The organism is Paenibacillus gallinarum (genome assembly GCF_014836635.1).
Classification (GTDB): domain Bacteria; phylum Bacillota; class Bacilli; order Paenibacillales; family Paenibacillaceae; genus Paenibacillus; species Paenibacillus gallinarum.
In genome coordinates this window covers 633495-653798 of record NZ_JACSQL010000001.1, presented here as the reverse complement: position 1 = coordinate 653798, position 20304 = coordinate 633495, and the positions used below count along the sequence as shown (strand labels likewise).

General features: G+C 42.2%; 24 protein-coding genes. 4 read left to right on the top strand and 20 right to left on the bottom strand.

The genetic code is table 11. The features are described 5' to 3' along the window. Positions 1-48: 48 nt before the first annotated feature. From H9647_RS03170 to hemE, 7 genes are all read right to left on the bottom strand, one after another. Positions 49-636, bottom strand: coding sequence for a TetR/AcrR family transcriptional regulator (locus H9647_RS03170; protein ID WP_191798075.1), 588 nt, complete (start codon positions 634-636; stop codon positions 49-51). 29 nt (positions 637-665) lie between these two features. Beyond that, on the bottom strand, positions 666-1475 hold the full coding sequence (locus H9647_RS03165; protein WP_191798073.1) for a DUF92 domain-containing protein: 810 nt from the start codon (positions 1473-1475) through the stop codon (positions 666-668). Positions 1476-1650: 175 nt separating this feature from the next. Continuing rightward, positions 1651-2274, bottom strand: a complete 624-nt coding sequence (locus tag H9647_RS03160; protein ID WP_191798069.1) for a fumarylacetoacetate hydrolase family protein — start codon at positions 2272-2274, stop codon at positions 1651-1653. Positions 2275-2298: 24 nt separating this feature from the next. After that, positions 2299-3063 (bottom strand): glycerophosphodiester phosphodiesterase, encoded by a 765-nt coding sequence (locus H9647_RS03155; RefSeq protein ID WP_191798067.1) that lies wholly within the window; start codon positions 3061-3063, stop codon positions 2299-2301. Between the two features lie 28 nt (positions 3064-3091). Beyond that, entirely contained in the window at positions 3092-4537 is a 1446-nt protein-coding gene (locus H9647_RS03150; protein ID WP_191798065.1) for a CapA family protein, read from the bottom strand. 224 nt (positions 4538-4761) lie between these two features. After that, positions 4762-5709 carry a ferrochelatase gene (gene hemH / locus H9647_RS03145; protein ID WP_225229014.1) on the bottom strand — a complete coding sequence of 316 codons (948 nt, stop codon included), beginning with the start codon at positions 5707-5709 and terminating at the stop codon, positions 4762-4764. Between the two features lie 29 nt (positions 5710-5738). Next, complete coding sequence (gene hemE, locus H9647_RS03140) at positions 5739-6800, bottom strand: uroporphyrinogen decarboxylase (RefSeq protein ID WP_191798063.1); 1062 nt, start codon at positions 6798-6800, stop codon at positions 5739-5741. 251 nt (positions 6801-7051) lie between these two features. On the opposite strand from hemE, the gene H9647_RS03135 reads away from it, so the two are divergent. Next, entirely contained in the window at positions 7052-8260 is a 1209-nt protein-coding gene (locus tag H9647_RS03135; protein ID WP_191798061.1) for an MFS transporter, read from the top strand. A 250-nt stretch (positions 8261-8510) separates the two neighbouring features. After that, positions 8511-9425, top strand: coding sequence for an ArsR/SmtB family transcription factor (locus tag H9647_RS03130; RefSeq protein ID WP_191798059.1), 915 nt, complete (start codon positions 8511-8513; stop codon positions 9423-9425). Between the two features lie 76 nt (positions 9426-9501). Here H9647_RS03130 and H9647_RS03125 read toward each other — a convergent pair whose 3' ends face one another. Then, complete coding sequence (locus tag H9647_RS03125) at positions 9502-10155, bottom strand: O-methyltransferase (RefSeq protein ID WP_191798057.1); 654 nt, start codon at positions 10153-10155, stop codon at positions 9502-9504. A 221-nt stretch (positions 10156-10376) separates the two neighbouring features. Here H9647_RS03125 and H9647_RS03120 point away from each other — a divergent pair, with 221 nt between their 5' ends. Continuing rightward, a complete protein-coding gene (locus H9647_RS03120; protein ID WP_191798054.1) occupies positions 10377-11522 on the top strand; it encodes a THUMP domain-containing class I SAM-dependent RNA methyltransferase in 1146 nt (381 codons plus the stop codon). Positions 11523-11708: 186 nt separating this feature from the next. Further along, positions 11709-13706, top strand: coding sequence for an LTA synthase family protein (locus tag H9647_RS03115; protein ID WP_191798052.1), 1998 nt, complete (start codon positions 11709-11711; stop codon positions 13704-13706). A 90-nt stretch (positions 13707-13796) separates the two neighbouring features. Here the strand turns inward: H9647_RS03115 and H9647_RS03110 are convergent, their stop codons facing one another. From H9647_RS03110 to H9647_RS03060, 12 genes are all read right to left on the bottom strand, one after another. Then, positions 13797-14063 (bottom strand): hypothetical protein, encoded by a 267-nt coding sequence (locus H9647_RS03110; protein WP_160032987.1) that lies wholly within the window; start codon positions 14061-14063, stop codon positions 13797-13799. A gap of 80 nt (positions 14064-14143) precedes the next feature. After that, positions 14144-14368 (bottom strand): DUF1450 domain-containing protein, encoded by a 225-nt coding sequence (locus tag H9647_RS03105; protein ID WP_191798050.1) that lies wholly within the window; start codon positions 14366-14368, stop codon positions 14144-14146. 28 nt (positions 14369-14396) lie between these two features. Continuing rightward, positions 14397-14699, bottom strand: coding sequence for an iron-sulfur cluster assembly accessory protein (locus H9647_RS03100; protein ID WP_160032985.1), 303 nt, complete (start codon positions 14697-14699; stop codon positions 14397-14399). Between the two features lie 137 nt (positions 14700-14836). Then, positions 14837-15100 carry a hypothetical protein gene (locus tag H9647_RS03095; protein ID WP_191798048.1) on the bottom strand — a complete coding sequence of 88 codons (264 nt, stop codon included), beginning with the start codon at positions 15098-15100 and terminating at the stop codon, positions 14837-14839. Positions 15101-15197: 97 nt separating this feature from the next. Beyond that, the gene (locus H9647_RS03090; RefSeq protein ID WP_191798047.1) at positions 15198-16097 is read right to left on the bottom strand and encodes a M14 family metallopeptidase; all 900 of its coding nucleotides are present in this window, start codon (positions 16095-16097) and stop codon (positions 15198-15200) included. 172 nt (positions 16098-16269) lie between these two features. After that, the gene (gene racE / locus H9647_RS03085; protein WP_318245259.1) at positions 16270-17079 is read right to left on the bottom strand and encodes a glutamate racemase; all 810 of its coding nucleotides are present in this window, start codon (positions 17077-17079) and stop codon (positions 16270-16272) included. A gap of 220 nt (positions 17080-17299) precedes the next feature. Beyond that, complete coding sequence (locus tag H9647_RS03080) at positions 17300-17662, bottom strand: YtxH domain-containing protein (protein WP_191798044.1); 363 nt, start codon at positions 17660-17662, stop codon at positions 17300-17302. A gap of 7 nt (positions 17663-17669) precedes the next feature. Beyond that, positions 17670-18131, bottom strand: a complete 462-nt coding sequence (locus H9647_RS03075) for a DUF948 domain-containing protein (RefSeq protein WP_191798043.1) — start codon at positions 18129-18131, stop codon at positions 17670-17672. A 107-nt stretch (positions 18132-18238) separates the two neighbouring features. Then, positions 18239-19162 (bottom strand): DUF4261 domain-containing protein, encoded by a 924-nt coding sequence (locus H9647_RS03070; RefSeq protein WP_191798041.1) that lies wholly within the window; start codon positions 19160-19162, stop codon positions 18239-18241. Positions 19163-19227: 65 nt separating this feature from the next. Then, positions 19228-19671 (bottom strand): DUF86 domain-containing protein, encoded by a 444-nt coding sequence (locus tag H9647_RS03065; RefSeq protein WP_191798039.1) that lies wholly within the window; start codon positions 19669-19671, stop codon positions 19228-19230. 5 nt (positions 19672-19676) lie between these two features. After that, positions 19677-19805: a hypothetical protein gene (locus H9647_RS25940; protein WP_263621304.1), complete on the bottom strand. Its 129-nt coding sequence runs from the start codon at positions 19803-19805 to the stop codon at positions 19677-19679. Positions 19806-19842: 37 nt separating this feature from the next. Beyond that, positions 19843-20130, bottom strand: coding sequence for a Dabb family protein (locus H9647_RS03060; RefSeq protein WP_191798037.1), 288 nt, complete (start codon positions 20128-20130; stop codon positions 19843-19845). Positions 20131-20304 lie beyond the last annotated feature (174 nt).

Genomic DNA, 20304 nt, shown 5'->3' with positions numbered 1-20304 from the left:
ATTTCCCTACTTTACTTCAATTTAGATGAATCTTGTATGTGCTGTTTATTAGGTGAAGTACGAGCTCGTAAGCTCCTTACCGCAACCATTGATGAATAAGTTGCTGGCAAACTTCACTCTTTTCTCCAGTTCCTCTGCTCCAAAATTCGGTTTAACCATGATATCCATTTTATGCCGGTCTAAAATACCAATATAAGATACGGCATAGAGTTCCGGTTCTGGTAGTCCGCCTTCCGTGAGCATTTCTTGTACAATATACATATACTCCTGTAAAAAACGCTTCATGTACTCCATAAGTTCAGGATCATTATTTGGCGTCATAAAGAACAGCTTTGTGTGCTGGCGGCGCTCATAATAATATGTTAAATGATTCCGCGCGAAAACGATTAATTTCTGTTGCATGTTCATAGAAGAGTCTTTTAAAATAGCTCTGGCTGACTGAAGAAAACGATCACAATCTCTGCGGGTAACTGCTGTAAAAAGGGCTTCTTTATTTTTAAAATATAAATAAATAGTCCCTTTGGCGATGCCAGCCTCTTCCGCAATTTCGGACATTTTGGTTTCGTAAAAACCTTTCATCCCAAATAGATGATAACCCGCGTCCAAGATTGCTTCCTGTTTGTCTATTGGATCCATATTTATCACCACCCTACAAATCTAGTTATTTAAAATATAAAGTATCCCAGAATACCTGCCAGAGCTCCGCCGAACAAGGAACTTAGTAAATTCACAAGGTCATTGCTCATCCAGCCTAAACCACGACTTTTTATCGTTCTAACGCCGCAGTGCTCATGCACTTCCACTTCTTTACCGCATATAGAGCAGCTATACATTCGCTGGGCCATCGCTCCTAAAAGGGAATCAAGATAAGCCCCAGCGAACCCAGAGATAAGCCCAATTAGTGCAAATTCTAATAAGGAAGTTGACATCTCCTGCCCTGTTACTTGTAAGAAAAGATAGGCCCCCACACCAATAAGAAGCGCCCCTGACATGGATGCCATATTACCCGTCAATGTCACACCCCCAGAAGCCCCAGGAGCTACGGGTTGCAGTGTAGTGACTGATCTCGGTGTTCTACGGCTAAGACTTCCAATTTCAGTAGCCCACGTATCTGCTGTAACAGTTGCCATGATCCCAATGAAAACATACATCCACACGGGATGTGGAAAAAGAGCATATAGAATGACTAATATCATCCCTAGTCCGCCATTTGCAAATACTTGAGTAGCATCCCGGTTTCCCGTCTTAGCATAGGATTTTTCTAATTCACGCTTCTCACGTTTCTTATATTTCGAGAGCAGGGTCGAAGTAATAAAAAATAGCAGCAATGTACCGAACCAGAATAAATTGCCTGCTCCATAGTATACTGCACCCATCACAACAGCTGCAGCAAAACCCGATCCTGTCAATGATTTCTTCCTATAGGCAGCACCAGCCACGAGGAGTGCAAATAAAGTGCCCAATATCCAATCCATAAGAGTCAGTTCTCCTGTACATCTATTTTATATTTCAATAGTATAACACGCGGATCCATGCCGAGTCAGTCCAGCTATTGGATCAGACAATATTAAAAAACACGCAATCACAACTATCTGAATCAGGATAGTCGCAAAAGCGTGTCCTTATTTAGTTCCTTTATCATTCATCAGGTTATTTGATAGTAATACTGCCTATATCTTCACCGGCAAAGCTTAGTTTTAGCATATCGCCAGACTTGACTGGTCCAACACCTGCAGGCGTTCCTGTAAATATAATGTCTCCCTCACCAAGTCCATAATGCAGGGCTACATAATCTACGATGTCCTGAAGACTAAAGATCATGTCCTGAATATTGCCCCGCTGCACTTCCTCATCATTCTTATTCAGCGTAAAATCGGATTCTATGAGCGTATCTATTCCTTCAAAAGGCATAAACTCACTAATGGGAGCAGAACCAAGGAACCCTTTCGCTGCTGTCCATGGATGCCCCTTGCTTTTTAGCTTAGACTGTACATCTCGCAGGGTAAAATCAATGCCGAAAGCGTAGGATTCCACTACTTGATTTATAACCTCTCCAGGACAAACCTCTTTTCCAATTTTGATGACAAGTTCTGCTTCATAATGGATTTCTCCGCGTCCTTCAGGTAGTGCAAGAGTCTGTCCATTCATCATTACAAGTGCATGAGATGGTTTCATGAAAATCATAGGTTCTTCCGGAACTGCATTCCCTAGTTCTTCCGCATGAAGCCGGTAATTTCGCCCCACACAATATACATTTCGAATTGTTTTGTGCATATCTCTTCTCTCCTCTTGTCATGTCTACTTGAATGAATTAGGTTTGAATAATTTCGATAACTTCCTGGAATTCGCCTTGTTCCACAATTCAGGTCGATTCGTGCACAGCATAATACTTGGGTCAAGCGCCGCAATATTACGCATGATACGTGATGAATCAATCGTCCATGCCATGACTCTAATATTTTTACTATTCATCTCCTTTATTAGCGACTTGGTGACATAAGGATATCCAATGGATAGAAAATGACATCCTAGTTCTTCGAGCTGCCTTGCAAGATCTGCAGGAGATGCATTAATAATCAGCCCTGTGGGAATTTCCGGATGGATTCGTTTTACCTGTCGTAATGCCTTCGTCTCAAAAGAGGTAATGACATAATCACGAGGTTTCCATACGCCGTACAGTTTTCCAACAACAGAAGCCGCCAAATCCGGATACATGTTACCGACCGTTTTCAGCTCAATATTAAGCTTCACTTTCCCCTTGGTAAGTTCAAGCACTTCCGTCAGTGTAGGGATACGTTCCCCCGCATACTTCTTTGATTTCCAGCTTCCGGCATCCAGTTTTTTTAGTTCTGCCAGTGTATGATCTCTTACATTTCCACTGCCGTTCGTTGTTCGTTCCAGCCGAAAATCATGGATTACCACAGGAACTCCATCACTAGAGAGCTGCACATCAAGCTCAATCCAAGAAACCTGCTCTTGCTCCATAGCCAGTTTAAACGCAGCTATTGTATTCTCGGGAGCAAGTGAAGAATACCCGCGATGTGCTACGCATGGATTATCCATCTAACCTCACCCTCTTTGCAGGAACGACTTATTTTATGGATGAGACCGTCCCATCCTCACTTATTTCAGCTCCGAATGACCTGCTTTGAACCTCACGCAACAGTGCTGTGCCCTCTTTCTTGTTCATCGGAACAGGTTGCCCCAGCTCTGCATGATAAGGTAATAATTTGATACCGCAATTCCCGTCTTTTTGGCATGTCGCCTCAAATATGGCTGTTTTCCAAGTTTCCGCAGTAGCTGATCTTGAAAAAATGAAATTACCCGTGCTATAGGCGATCCATTTCCCTTTATAGGATTCCAAACCTTGAAGTACATGGGGATGACCGCCAATGACAAGATCTGCGCCTGCATCAATAAATTCATAGCCCAGGTTTTTTTGGTTCTCATCAGGAGTGGTCTGCCGCTCTTTTCCCCAATGAGCCATCACAATCACTAAATCCGCTTTTTTATTAGCTTGCTTTATGGCTTTTACCGCTTCCGTACTATTGTATGCGTCTGCGACACCAGGTTTTCCTGCTTCTGCCCGCCAACTGGCCTCAGGCATAACTCTAGTAAAACCTAGTAAAGCAATTTTGATCCCATTTTTTTCGTAATAAACAGGGCTATAGGCTTCCTTTCGATTCAGACCAGCACCCACATAGCTAAGTTTATTGTTGTTCAGATGCGTAAGTGTATCCGTAAGACCCTTTACTCCTTGGTCCAATATATGATTGTTGGCCAGGTTTACCACATCCACACCCGCAGCAGCTAGTGATTTGAGAGCTTTCGGGGATGATTTATATACGAAGCTTTTATTTTGTGCCGCTACTCCACCTGTAGTAACAGGAGTCTCCAAGTTAACAAATGTAAGATCGTCATCTGTAAACAAGGAGCCCAAGTGTTGATATGGATAGTCGAACCCTTTCTTCAATAATAAATCCTCTACTTTACCTGAGAATTGAACATCCCCTGCAAAGTGCATAGTAATTGACTCTTTAGCAGACGTATTTACTAATTTCTCTTCTTCTGCTACTTCTTCCTTCACTGGTTCTTTCGCTGATTCTGATTTATTCGATTCATCATTGATTTTCTCATCAGATTCGTTTTTCAAGCTTTGCTCTATTTGTGATTCAGACTGAGATTCCAGCTTTTGTCCCTCTTCTAAGATCGGATCTGGATCTGGAGCTTGTTCTTCTATGGCCTGCTGCTTATCATCTATATCTTCTTCCTTATCGGCTAGATCTTGTTCCGTATCATCAGCAGGTTTCTCGTTGCTCTCCGAATCGGAATTTGATAAGTCAGGACCATTTACCTGATTAGCTGCTTGATCCTGATTATCACTTAAGGTCCGCGACATGTCTCCAGTTCTAATCGCAATAAAAACACCTGCAACAAGTAGAACCAATACCATATTTATGGTTATCCATCGCTGGGTTCTTTTACGTTGTTTTTTTCTTTTCGCCACTTTACTTCTATTTGTTCTTGAGGGTAGCATAAAATCTCCTTTTTCTTGTAATTGACTAGCAAAGTAACCTTACGAGTCTATCAAACGAATCTATTATACCATTTAAAGGATTTTTGGTGTGAATTCATAGTGGCAAAGAGAGTTATAGGCAGGCAAACAAAATAACCGCAAAGCTGTGCTCGTATCAAAGAGCCGCTTGCGGTTATTTAAATAAGAATTATGGTAAATGACACCTTATAAAAGGTTACTACTTATTAAGCGTTCCATTTTTCATCAGCTCGTCTAATGATGACATCACTGAGTGCTTCCATGTATAGCGGGTCACTATTCAGCGAATCAATGCGCATAAGACGCATATCGAGTTCTTTAGCTACTGCTTTTGCTTCAATATCCAGATCATACAATACTTCCAAATGATCCGATACAAAACCAATAGGTGCTACTAGTACATCCTCAACCTCTTCTTTGCTAAGCTCCTGCAGTGTATCAAGTATATCCGGTCCAAGCCACGGCGAGGCTGTTCTACCTGCACTTTGCCAAGTGAACTGCCAACGATCTACCCCGGCTTGTTTCGCTACAACCTTGGAAGTCTCAAGCAGTTGTTCTGGATAAGGGTCACCCATCTCTACGATTTTTGCTGGCAGACTATGAGCACTAAACAATACCCGAACGTCTTTACGGATCGCTCCCGCCTCTTCAAAATCGTTCAGCTTCGTGCTCACTCGCTTGGTAAGTGCCTCTATGAGCTTAGGATGTAAATGATAGGATTCAATAAAGCTCATCTCTATCCCATGTTCCTCTGCTTTTGCTTCGGCTCTCTTAATGTAAGATCCAACACTCATCGTAGAGTAATGAGGAGCGAGTACGATACCAATTGCTTTTTTGATGCCATCCGCCGCCATCGCATCTACTCCGTCTTCAATAAATGGGCTCGCATGCTTCAAACCTTGATAACATCGGTACTCCTTACCTGCTGTTCTAGCATCCTGTTTCAAAGTTTGCTCTAACGATTCCACCTGCTTGTTCGTATTCTCGCGAAGCGGAAAAACTCCGCCAACGATCGCTTCATATCGCTCGGTAAGTTCAGCGAGTTGCTCTTCTGATGGCTTATTCCCGCGTCTGATATGTGTATAATATGCTTCAATATCCTCCATACTTTGAGGAGTGCCATACGACATGACGAGTACACCGATTTGATTCATTATTTTGTCCCACCCTTGTTAAGTCTTATTTAAGAAACGGTTGACTTCTGTGCACGAATGGCTTGCTCTGAATATTCATGAACATAATCCGTAAGTTCTTTCAGTTTTTCTATCGAAGCCTCTGGGAATAGACCATGCCCCAGATTGAATATATAGCCAGGTGACTGAATGCCTTGATCAATAATATCTTTGGCATATTGCTTAATGGTGTCCATTGGAGCAGTCAGCACGTAAGGATCCAGATTACCTTGTACGGCAAACTTCTCACCGAGTCGTAAGCGACCTTCCGTAATAGAGACTCTCCAGTCAAGTCCAATAATATCAGCTTTAATATCATGCAGCGTAGGTAGCAGTTCACCTGAACTCACGCCTGGGAAGTATATTTTAGGTACTTTTAGATCCGACAGTTCATCAAAAATACGAGTAATGGTAGGCAGTACATAGTATTTGAAGTCTTGTGGGGCAAGAGCTCCTACCCAGCTGTCAAACACCTGAAAAGCTTTTCCTCCATTTTCAATCTGATGACGAACATAAGTAATTACCATATCTCCAAGTTTGTCCATTAATGTAAACCACAGAGCTGGCTCACTATACATCATCTCTTTCGTCCGTATGTAATTCTTCGACGGGCGACCTTCAATTAAATAGCTTGCAATTGTAAAAGGAGCCCCTGCAAAAGTAATGAGCGGAACTTGAAGTTCGTTATTTAATATTTGAATGGTCTCCATGATGTGAGATAGATCCTTATCGACATCAATGGGCTTAAGACGATCTATATCAGCCGCTGAGCGAATTGGATTATCGATGACAGGCCCAACATCTTTAACGATGTCAAAGTCAATACCAAGAGAAGCTACCGGATTCATAATGTCGGAATAAAGAATAGCTGCATCCACACCTAGCTTGCGTACGGGTAACATCGTCACCTCAGCTGCAAGTTCCGGCTGTTTACAAATCTCCAAAAGTGTGTATTTTTCTTTTATCTTCCGATATTCAGGGTCATAGCGCCCTGCTTGTCTCATGTACCATACAGGCAACCGATCTACTTGTCTTTTGAAGCTGGCTTCTATAAACGTATTATTGTATGCCATTTTGGGGCCTCCCCTATTCTCAAGTCTTTATTTTATTATGCCCTTTTTATGAACAGGTAACAAGGATAGGAAAACGAACATCCCTTGACAATTAGATGAAGCTTTTCTGCCTAACATGAAAGACATCTGAAGATGTTGTAAAGAATTTCTATCATTAAACTGCTTAACCGTTAACAAAAATTCAGTGTGTTATACTGAAGTAATGGAAACACTCAACTTAAGAAACGGCAGAAAGGAAGTGAACTGGCGCCTTGAAATCATGGAAAGTTAATCTCATTGTGCTCTGGTTCGGACAGTTTCTCGTAAATGCAGGCATGACAATGGTAACTCCGTTTCTGTCCCTTTATCTGGCCCAAGACCTTGGTGTAACGGGAGAACGAGAAATCGGACTGTGGGCAGGTTTTATTTTTGCCGCTAACTTTTTGACATCATTTATCTTTCAGCCTCTGTGGGGAAAACTCGCAGATAAATATGGCAGAAAAATCATGTTGCTTCGTTCCGGATTTGGAATGGCGATTGTAATCGCCCTTATGGGACTAGCTACCAGTCCTTGGCATCTGTTGTTCCTTCGCTTATTAAACGGTACAATATCCGGCTTTAATCCCGCCGCTGTAGCACTCATTTCTGGAACGACACCGAAGAAACAAATGGGCTTTGCAATGGGAACTGTTCAATCTGGACAAGTAGCAGGTACAATCCTTGGCCCTCTCATTGGCGGAATTCTAGCCGATCTCGTAGGATTCAGACCTATCTTTTACATTACAGGTTCACTTATATTTATTGCGTCCATGCTGGCACTCTTTTTGGTTAGAGAAAAATTCGATCGGGAAGAAGCTTCACATCTGCCCCAGCAATCGGTTATGGAAGGTTTACGTGAGCTGACAAAAGCACCTCAATTACCTGCGCTATTTGCAGTTACATTTCTTCTGCAGTTTGCAATGGTAAGCCCGATGTCACTCTTACCGCTATATGTACATAAGCTCCATGGTACAGCAGAAAACCTCGCCTTTTTTGCCGGAGTAGTTAGTGCAGTAGCCGGAATTTCAAATATGATCACTTCTCCACTACTCGGTAAACTGAGTGATAAGGTTGGGTCTCATCGTATTTTGACTTTCGCGCTGATTGGAGCTGCCTTAACACTGATTCCTCAAGCTTTCGTAAATAGTGTATGGCAGCTTGTCGCGATCCGATTCCTCATGGGTGTATTTATGGGAGGACTGCTTCCAAGCGTCAACTCTCTGATTCGAAAGTATACCCCCGACGGAATGGAAAGCCGTGCCTTTGGATTTAACAGCAGTACACTGGCTTTAGGAAACATGATTGGCGCTGTAGTCGGAGGATTCTTATCCGGTTTTATTGGGATTGAAGGTCTCTTTATTATCTCTGGTGTACTTCTTCTCATTAATGTGGTTTGGGTACGGACAAAACTTTATTCACGAAAGTCTATTGAGTCACGCTAATAACATTGATTTATATCGATCTAATTGAACAAATTCATAACAAGGACTTTCTTCAAGCCGGTAAGTGAAGCTTGATAAGAAAGTCCTTGTTACTTTTTTTGAATCTACTTAGCGTATGACATAAGGATACATATGATCACATATCATAGAAACCTTAGCATAGTATCCTAGGACTATTTATAATATAATTAATCCATCTATTCCAAAAATATACTGAAACAACCAATTGACCGAAGGAGACTTCACTTTCATGATCATTAGTACAAATGAATTATATCTCCCTGTGTATGAGGCACTTGCAAGTGATGTCAGACTGCGAATGATTGAACTACTGTCACATCAAGATATGAACGTAAAAGAACTAGCCCAAGCTTTAAATTTAAGCAGTGCAATCATGACGATGCATGTTAAAAAACTAGAAAAAGCAGGAATTATCACATCCAGCCTTGTGTCCGGTCAGAACGGAACGAAGAAAATGTGTAAGCTAACTACCGAAGGGATTGAGATCGTCTTCCCTCAAAAAGAAAGAACACGCCGAAGGTTCCACGAATACATTGTTTCAATCGGTCATTATAGTGATTTCGTTGTTGAGCCAACCTGCGGCCTTGCAACAACCACAAAAGTAATCGGTATGTTTGACGAACCCAGATATTTTTTGGATGCGGAGAGAGTAAACGCGAAAATTCTATGGTTTACAAAAGGTTATGTAGAGTATCGAACTGCGAATTTTATCCTAAAAAGCGAAGAACCTACGGAACTTGAAATTTCTTTTGAAATTTCTTCCGAAGCTCCTTCGGCTAATGATAATTGGCCTTCCGATATTTCTTTCTTCTTCAATGGAATACGACTTGGTATTTGGACGAGCCCTGGAGATTTTGGCGGATCGCGCGGCAAATTCACACCCGAATGGTGGTGGGATGAGATTAACCAATATGGACTTTATAAAGTGCTTCGTGTAAACAAGGAAGGTACCTTTATCGATGGACATAAAATCTCAGATATTACACTAGAGGATGTGGACATCCGTTCTAAGCAGTGGACGTTTCGAATTGCCGTGGAAGAAGATGCGGAACATATCGGAGGAGCCACATTATTTGGAACAGGGTTCGGTAACTACAATCAGGACCTGGTATTCAAACTATATTATGAAAAAGCAGACGTATAAAAGGCAGCACCCCCGGCTCATGTAATAGCGGGAGTGCTGCCTTTTAACTTTGTGAGAACTTATAAAGAAAGATGACTTATTTCACGATTGCCAGCGCAAGTCCATCATAAGCGGGAAGCATGGTACTAATTAGGCGTTCATCAGTAGCGATGCTTTCATTAAATTTACGAACCGCTTGAACGGAAGGCCCGTTTTTCTCTGTATTCAGCGTTCTGCCGCGCAAGAAACAATTATCCCCCGCAATAATAGCTCCCGGGTTTGCCAGCTGTATTGCATATTCAAGATATACCGGATAATTCTCTTTATCTGCATCAATAAAAAAGAAATCAAATTTCTTGCCTTCTTTTTTGAGTTCCTCCAGACTGTCGGCCGCAGGTCCAATCTTATATTCCACTTTCTCCCCGTACCCTGCCTTTGTCAGATGGGCATGTGCAAGTGCCGCATATTCTTCCTTAAGTTCCAGGGAGGTGAGTCTTCCTTCTTCAGACATTCCTCGGGATAAACAGATGCCACTGTAACCGCCCAGGGCCCCGATTTCAAGCACTTTTTTGGCTCCCGATGTTTGTACGAGAAACGTTAGTAATCGGCCATAGGCAGGGGCAACGGACACCTCTGGCATCCCCTTTTCCTTAATCGTCTGGATCACTTCAGCCAAGAGCGGATCTTCCTTATATAAATCATTTACATAATCGTCTGGATGAATATTCACTTCACTCAATTCCTCCTTCATTCTACTTTCCTTATGGACATAATTGTTCTATAATAAATGTTTGTTTTATATACCCTTGTTTTTGTCTACCCTAGACGAAAGACGAAAGGTGCGTATATCATTGTACTGGTCCTGATTCAATCAGGCAAGAACACACTCAAATATAAGAAAATATAAGAATGGTAATCCTGCCGCTTCTTTATAAGCAGCAGTGATGACCAAGATGGAGTTGACGTTTCTTTATGCAACCTTTGCAATTAATTGCAACGACCCCAATGGGGACAGAAGCCGTCGTTTCAAGAGAATTGAAACTTCTCGGCTATACCGACGTAACCACCCAGAATGGGCGGGTAATGTTCTCCGGTGATTTTATTGATATTGCCAGATGTAATCTTTGGCTACGTAGTGCTGACCGAATCCTCATTAAAATGGGTGAATTCAAAGCTACTACGTTTGATGAACTATTTGAAGGAACAAAAGCTCTACCTTGGCAAGACTGGATTCCTGCGGATGGTGAATTCCCAGTCCAAGGACGTTCCCACAAATCGCAATTATCCAGTGTTCCCGCTTGCCAAGGGATTGTCAAAAAAGCCATTGTAGAAAAACTAAAGCAGACTCATCATACGGAATGGTTTCCGGAAGATGGCCCCCGTCTGGTCATTGAGGTCCATTTGCTTAATGATATAGCTATGCTGACGCTCGATACTAGCGGAACTGGCCTTCATAAACGTGGTTACCGTAAACTCGTAACCGAGGCTCCACTGAAAGAAACACTGGCAGCCGCTCTTATTCAACTGAGCAGATGGGGCCCGCATCGCCCGTTTTATGACCCGTTCTGCGGTTCTGGAACCCTGCTGGTTGAAGCTGCAATGATTGGTTGGAACATTGCCCCTGGTCTGCGCCGCTCCTTTAGTGCTGAGCATTGGCCGATTATTCCTACTGAAGTGTGGGACCAAGCACGGGAAGAAGCCTTTGATCTCGTGAAAGACGATGTACCACTGCAAATCGCAGGTAGTGATATTGACCCGCAAGCGATTGAAGTCGCAGAAGCTGCCGTCAGAAGCGCCGGTTTTGCGAAGGAGATTAAACTTGATGTTCTTCCTGTTTCCCGTGTACGCCTAAAAGGCGATTATGGCTGTCTGATTACAAACCCACCTTACGGGGAACGGATTGGAGAGCAAACGGAAATTGAAAGACTGATCTACTCCTTAGGGAGAGTTGCTGCAGAAGTACCAACATGGTCTTTCTTTGCCATTACCTCCACTACATCATTCGAAAAACATTTCAATCAAAAAGCGGACAAACGCAGAAAATTGTACAATGGTCGGATTGAAACTCAGTTTTATCAATTTTTGGGACCATTGCCACCAAGACCAGATCGGTCGTAATACACAAAGAGGGAGTAAACGTATTGTTTACCCCTCTTTTTTTATTTTCCCCTTAGTAAATTGTTATTACGCGGCTATATCTTTTCTTTTGCAAACCTTGACGTTTATTACTCTGGCTTAAGGCGATATAATAAGACAGGAAAATCTATATCTCAATATGAAAAAAACTCACTTGGAGGGTACATATTGCCTAACATCTCAAACCCCATACTTGTCTCAAATCACAAGAAGTTCACCTGGCTCAAAAGTTATCTTCCTTATCTTCTATTTCTGATCATCATGATTCTAAAACTCGGATATTTCCATGATGAACTGAACGCAAGAAATATAGATATGAGCCGGCTTGATTATATTATCGCTGCTGGTTCCTTGCTCATCGTTTCATTTTGGGTATTGTGGCTGCCCATTCGAATCCGGATCATCGCTTTATCGTTATTAAATCTCCTTCTAACGGGAATCATCTTTGCAGATCTTGTCTATTATCGTTATTTTGGCGATTTTATTACCGTTCCGGTATTGCTTCAGACAGGACAAGTCGGTTCACTCGGAGATAGTATTCGTTCTCTAATTTACAGTAGTGATCTATGGTTCTTTATAGATCTTATCTTGTTAGCTATATTTGGGCTGCTTTATGTAATACATTTATATCGAAGAAGCAGGAGAAACCGCAGTTCTCTCCATTCTGTACAAAAACAAAAAGCAGATAAGCAAGCTTCTTTGCGAAACAGACTCGTAAGCGGAGTACTCGCTTTCGTTCTTGGTATCATACTCACAGTCGGTCCTATTCATCATTCCAGCAAAACTTGGGCTGCAGGACTTTTTGAAGGAAACTGGTGGAATATGAGTCTTTATAATGTCACGGGTCTGCTCGCTTTTCATGGTTATGATGTTTATCGCTACAACAAAGAACGTATGAATAGTCAGGCATCGGTCTCTAATGAAGAACTGGAAGAAACCATCGCTTATTTTTCTGAAAAACAAGAAGAAGCAAGAAAAGCCATCCGGGCTGAGACTTTTGGGAAATATAAAGGAAAAAATGTAATCATTGTTCAAGTGGAAGCTTTTATGAACTTTGTGATTGGCAAAGAAATCGGCGGAGAAGAAATTACGCCTCACTTTAACAATTTAATGAAGGATAGCCTTTACTTCGAAAACTTCTATCATCAAACCGGCCAAGGAAGAACTTCAGATGCCGATTTTCTGACGAATATATCGCTGCATCCTCTCCCTACAGGTTCTGTTTTTGTTAGGTATCCGGATCACGAATATGACTCTCTCTCATCGATCCTGGGCAGCGAAGGATACCATACAGCCGCTTTCCATGCATATGAGAGCAGTTTTTGGAACCGGTATACGATATATAAAAACATGAAGTATGATGAATTCTTAAACCGAAATAACTATATTATGGACGAAGCCGTAGGCTGGTCGCTTGGTGACAAATCCTTTTTCAAACAATCTGTCAATTATATAACGGAAGAACAAGGGGAAAATCCCGCTCCGTTCTATTCTTTTATGATTACACTCACCAGTCACCATCCTTATGTCATGCCTGCTTCTTTACAAGAACTAAATACCGGCTCTCTCGATGGAACAATGATGGGTGATTACTTACAATCCATTCATTATGCAGATGCAGCGCTCGGAGAACTTGTGGAACAATTAAAAAAAGAAGGACTATGGGAAGATACCCTGCTTCTCGTCTATGGAGACCATGACAGTTCCATTAAGGAAAAAGCAGATTATGAAACGTTTCTCGGCAGATCAATCAGCGATCTCGAGATGCATCAAATCATGAACCAGGTTCCCTTGCTCATGCATCTCCCGGATGGAAACAATGCAGGGGTTTATCTTGAACCTGCCGGACAAATCGATATAACTCCTACTGTTCTGCACCTTCTCGGAATCTCTACCGAAGAGAATTACCTTATGGGATCGGATTTACTGAGTACCTCCAAGCGGATGACTGTACTTCGTACTGGCGCTTTCGCTAACAGTGATCTTGTATATATTCCTTCGGAAGACCATTTGTTCGAAAATGGATCTTGTTATGAAATGCCCGCAGGTGAACAAACCGATATTCATGCCTGCAAACCATCTTACGAAAAAAGCATATTCGAATTAGCCATTTCCGACCGGCTTATTACACACAATTTAATTCATAAGCTACGTTCTAAAGAGTGATTATTTTACACACAAAAAAACCTGTTCGCACTTTCGTGCGGACAGGTTTTTTGGGTGTGCAGGGTGATAAAGCCGTTGCTCACTGAATATTTACTTTTTGCTCACATTCAGGGATGAAAGACGTTCTTTCTCTTCTGAGAGAATCTCCTGTGCAAATTCTACACCGCTATATGTGGTTTGCTGCTCAGCAGCTCTGACAGCATTCTCAGTACGAACCAATCGATTCTGTGCCTGCTGTACGAGCTCTTCTGTAGGCTGAGATACCGCCGCAGTTACTGCATGGTGCAGTTTCTTAACGGAACTCGAAGCCTGCGCAACCAAAGTGGAAGATTGCAAACTGGAATGATCGTGCTTCATTTCGAAAACCACTCTCCTTCTCTCAAAATCCTGCTACATCGTTAGCATGGTTTGAAATTAGGGAGGTTATACAGTGGTCTTTATTTTTTTATAAACGGAGCTGCTTTCGCAAGTACTTCATCTTCTGTAGGCGCACTGATATATCGTCCATTGATATATACAAAGGCACGTTTACCGCATGGGCCACAGTAAGATTTACATCCGATCTTAATTTCAGCATCAGGAGCCATCTTCTGAAGTTTAGAAACCATACTTTTTAGTTTGATATGCTTACATTTTTCACATACTCTAATATCGTTAGCCATTTATTCCCCTTCTTCTTTCACCAAAGGCTTAATGATTAATATTGTTCCCTTGTGAAGGGTCTGTAATTACAAAACCTTCTCTTGGAAAGTAAAGGTAGTCCACTTTAATATTTTCAAGCATTGGTTTTCCTTTTTCAAGCAAAACATCAATTTCTTTATCTGTGGAAACCAATTCATCATTTTCTTTTTGTGTATCAAAATCAATACCATAATGCACGTGATCGCCATGATCCAGCGTAATCAGAACGCGTACCAATTTCCCTTCATTCTCAGGCAAGTCCAGTTCGCGCTTCAATACTTTCGCTGCGTTACGAGTGATCTTTACTTTCATGTATATTCATCTCCTAGAATCTATAAATAGTGATCAGTGCTTCAGGCATTTATTGTGAAGATTATAAGCCTGTCCATTGACAATACATTATATTTTAATCAAGAACAGCTTAAATCGCAAGGAATAACCTCTCATTTTTACCGATTACTTAGATCACTAGAAGCATTAATTGAATATTTTTGCTCCGCTCTTGTCACAAACCAGTTCATCAGCAGCATCGTCACCCCGATATCATCAATGGGCATGAACGGTAGCACATCTGGTAGAATCCAGTATAAAAGAGCAGGAACAAGAAATAACATTTTATCAAACATCGACACCTTAGAAGAAGTGAGCAATGCAGGTAAACGTCTAATAATATGTGACCATCTTTTTAATGAAAATAACCTTCTCCATTTCATTGTCATGTACTCCTTCCTAAGTTCAGAATATGATTATCATACCATAATGAAGGCATACGGAGGGCATGTATCATTTCCCTCCTGCACCTTCTTCATCCTATTCACCGTTTTGTTTTGCACTCACCAGCATCATTGCGGTCACCATGATCCGCTCCACTTCCTGAGCAATCGTATCGTACTGCGATACGGGCAGCGGATTCACACCAAGTCCTGTTTCGACCGTAAATCCCGGTCTTCTAAACTCAAGAATAAACCAGTCTTTATATCCTGCGTCACTTCCGCAAAGTTTCACCGCTTTGTACCCGGCAGCATCAGCCAGTTGTACAGCCCAATTCTCACTATATGCAGGTTCCGCATTACGATAATTCCAGTATACTTCTTGACCCTGGCTATGAAGAGCAATGACAGCATCAAATTTTCTTTCTTTCGTCCAGTTTGCCAAAGCAATAGATTCAGGTTCGGACAAAGGACTCTCTCCCCCAAAATCTCTCGGGCCCGGCCCGTTTTTCTCTCGTCGACTTGCCTCCTCCTGCCAGAACGCAGGAAATTGGTCATTTAAATCTACACCGCGAATATTGGCTTTCCAATTTGAAAAATCTGTGTCTCCCGCATTTAACTCCAGTAATTCCTTCTTCCAAGGGTGATCTTCCACAGGTCCACTGAGTACGAGCTCAATCCCATCTGGGTTTAACATAGGTAGTACCCACAATGTAATTTCTTCAAACCAAAGTTCCGGCGGATGACCATGAAATGTCACTTTTTCATTCAATGCCTTGATATAGTTTTTAACAAAAAACATCAGACACGGAACATTCAGCCACTCATTTGCATGCATCCCTGCATTGACATGAAGATGGACCTTCCCCCTTCCGATGGCAATATAGGGGATATCCTTCCCCATCACGCTTTTACCGATTACACCGTATCTTATCCCAGGATCGCCCGAGCATATTTCATCCAGGTCATTTAACAGTTCTAGATATCCATACCGTTCCATCCTTATCCCTCCTATGAGAAAACGAAAACGTATGTTACCGCAGTATATGCAAATGACATTGTCCACCGTGAAAATCATCTATATCAGAACTCACGACCACAAAAAAGCAACCTAAGTCCGTATGAATATCAGACTAGAGGTTGCTTTTTATACGAATGGAATGAAGTTAAGGTTACAGCATTTTAGATACTTGCCATACAACAGGCGTATTCTTAATCTGTTCCCCTAGCCAAGAACGGGCTATACTTTGGAACATCTCCGGATCTCCGCTGCAGAAAAACTGGTGAACCGGCGTATCCTCTATCGTAGCAAGCTTGCGTTTATCATATAAAATGGTGCTGGTTTCTCTCGCAGTTTCATCTGCTGAGCTAATCAACTTCACGCTTGGCCCCATAACTTCTTTGATACAATCCGTCAAAAATGGATAATGTGTACATCCCAGAATGAGTGTATCTATTGGGAATTCCTTCATTCGTGAGAGTGAATTTTCTACCGTATTTTTTGCATGTTCCGAACGAAAATCCCCTTGTTCCACGAGTGGAACGAGTGCAGGGCAAGCTAGGCTTTCCACATGAACATAAGGAGATAACTGTTTCAATGCTTCGGTGTAAGCCCCGCTGTTAATGGTACCTACCGTGCCAATTACACCAATGTTCGCGGTCTTTGTAGCGCTAATTGCTGCACGAGCCCCGGGATGAATGACACCAATAACCGGAATATCTACTTTTTTCTTAATATGCTCAAGCGCAGCAGCCGTAGCTGTATTACATGCAATCACAATAACTTTTGGGTCAAACTGAATTAAAAAATCAACAATCTGTTCTGTAAAATGTATTACTTCTTCGGACGAACGGGGTCCGTATGGTGTACGGGCAGTGTCTCCAAAATAGATTACTTTTTCCCGAGGAAGTTGACGCATAACTTCTTTGGCAACGGTCAATCCTCCAACACCAGAGTCTAAAATAGCAATAGCTTGTTGCACGAACACACCGCTTCCTTCTTCAAAAATTTCCTTCTTTTCACCTTTACTCTATGTTTTTTCAGACAAAAAGGTACCTACATCTTACTCCATTTCACACAAGCCTTCAACAACTCCACAATACAAAAAGGCCTGACTTCACCTGCTGTAATAAAACAGCGGAAGAAGTCGCAGACCTTTAATCAGCTAAGCAGCTGACTCATAGATTCTTATGAATCCTTAATTATAAATTATTTCTCTCATTAATCTTTTTAATCTCGGCAAGTATAGCTTCCTCTACTTTCGCCTCTTCTTCAGAGCTGCTGATGGATGACACCGTAAGGAACACCGGTTTTGTTTTACCAATGGAACGGAATTCTTGAATGATTCCTTCCGTCTTTTCCACTACTTTAGCCGAAAGCTGGGAGCTTTGATCCGTGATCTTAGTCGCTAAATCTTGACTTTTCTCTGTAACCAGCTTTGCGCCATCTGTAATATCTTGACGCAGTTCTGTTCCCGCTTTAGGCGCGAAGAGCAACGCAGTAATCGAACCTGCAATACTTCCAATTAATGTTCCCCATAGCAAACCTTTGTTTTTGTCATTCATGTCAAGCTCACTCCTTCTCACTTGGGTCGGATTCACCGGACGCTTTGGAGAAACGCTGCCAGGTCGACCATAAGGTCAGCCCGGCATCAAGAGAACGAAATAATGGACTCATGCGCTGCTGATTCTCTTCATGAGCATGCTGTACATGCTGCATAACAGAATGGGAGATCGCAGAGCTGATATGATCAACCTGCTGCGTCGTCGATCTGATCACCGTTCCCGCCGCTTCCATTGATTCCACGAAAGAAGCTGTCTTACGGATATGCTCCTGCATCATGAGCACCGTATGATCCGTTCTTTGAAGCAACTGGACTGCATCCACAGTCAGCAGACGCGTTCGTTCTTCCATCTGAAGGATGGTGCCTTGTAACTGCTTAATGAGTCTTCGCAAATTCATAAGCACCGCAATCATGAAGGCGGAGAGGATAACAAACGCTCCCGCCGCAACAGCCACACTCCATTCCATCATGTTCTTTCCTCCTGCTATCCGGGCGAATGCCCATCACTTGTTAACGCATTATAAGCAGGAAGAGCTTGACTTGACACACTTACGGAGAATTATTTATTCAAAATCACTTACGGCTCGATTTGACCAGCGTAATAGGGAGAACCTGGATCGAGATCAATAACATACCTTCTAGGCGATACAATCGATTCCTGATGTTCACAGCGCCAGCGCTGCGAATCCGCTGTACCCAGTAGCTGACCGTCGAGAATGACATCCCCTTGATCAAACAGATAATAAGCTGCACCAAACAATGTTTGTGCAACTTGGTCGGGATCGAGACCCGAGAAGTGACACTGAAAATCCGGAACACCAAGCGAAGAAAGCCCCACCGTATCCATCACAAGTTCTCGGCGAGCCTCCGTTCCTCCCGCTTGATACAAACGAACATTCATCGCACCGTACAGGTGATCCCCATCTTGCAGAGCCTTTGTATAGGCTGCAGGTTCAACGATCTTGTCACTTCCATAAAAGTAAAGAGCGTCACATGGTACAACCTCAAGCACAGCACTGAGTGCCTGCTGAAAAAGCTGTAACCGTTCTTTGTGAGGCAATGCTGCTGTAAACAAGTCATGAATTCGAAGCTGATATTTGCAATCGCCAATAACCCCCGTAGCTTCTTTCCAGTGCCATGACTGCTCTAATGAACCTTTAAATCGTTTTTTGTCTGTAATTTCATGGACCGGTAAAATACAAGTCTGTGCAGGAACCGTGCCATCCTCAAATGGTACCATGAACTCTGTATGCATAATGACCAGAGGTTCCTGCTCTTCTGTCTCAGAAGCTACGCTTGACGAAGGTGAAGTTCCAACAGGGACGGCAGCTCCATCTTTTAAACGTTTCTTAAGCACGCGGGCATTCCCTGTCATTCGCCGCATCACTTCCATTAATTTTTCCTCACGAAATACAGGACGTTCTTTAAACAAAAGCTCGGCCATATATACCGGGTGAAACCCTGAATTCTGTTTTTGATCTGTATTTTGTGAAACTGACATGACGATTCCTCCTGAAGAAAGGTGCTGCTTTTACTAGCTATTAATAATTCTGGGATACCTTTTTATTAGCTTCTGGCTTTCTGAAACGGTCCAAGTTCAAGCTCAAGATATGCACGAACCTGCTCTCCAAAACGGTCCAATACAGCAGGAAGCTGTACTGTCATCTCATGAAGACTTGTCCGATCCCAGGCATAGTAGTCCTGAACGAGCGGTTTACGAAGGGATACAAGATTCATAAATAAACGGTAACTCTCTTCGTCAAAGGCTCCTGCTTCATGAACAATTTCAACAATATCTTCATAACTGCTCGCATCACGAAGAATAAAACCATCGATAAGGTAACTTCCAACGTCTGTCACGGTCTCAATAGCGAGATGTAGTGCTCTCTCCTGAACCATGCCGTACAGCAGGCTTCCATCCCAATTAGAAGAAACTTCCCTCAGTGCAGCTGTAATTTCAGGAACGGTGTTAAGGCGCAAATTGATTTGATCTATATTTACGTAGTACATCGAAGTCACATCCGTTTCGTATGTTGTCGGTTACGTTTGTTTTTCCGCTTTAACCAGATGAGCATGACAGGACATGCGATTAAAATGACGATCAGTATAAACATGGTTTCCATTACATCTTTTAAATCGCCCACTTGTAAGTTCCCTCTCTCTACTTGTTAAGATATGGTCTTACACTTCGTAATCCACTGCAACAGCAGAGTCTTTGACTTCACTCATATGTTTGATAATTTCTTGGTGAACAGGATGAACTTGATAAGCCTCTAGATCCTCTAGGGAATCAACTACTGCCGTTAGAGAGATGTCAAAAGAACGCTCTGTTTTTAGAACATCTACGCCAATCTCCAGAGATCTTACAAATTCCATTTTTCCATCCATACTGCGAAGAATTTCAGCCGTACGCTGAATCGCTTCCTCCGAACGATCTTTTAGTTTGAAGAATACAATGTGTTTAATCATAAATATCGGCTCCTTTGTCTATAGACTTTTCTTATTTATCAGTTGTTTAGATACGTTACAAAAAATATATCATAAACACGCGAACATTGGAAAATTATCAGCCTTGTTTCTCTCAGGGTAAACAAAAAAAGGCTCCATCTACGAAGAGATAGTCCTTCAACAAGTCTTCGATAT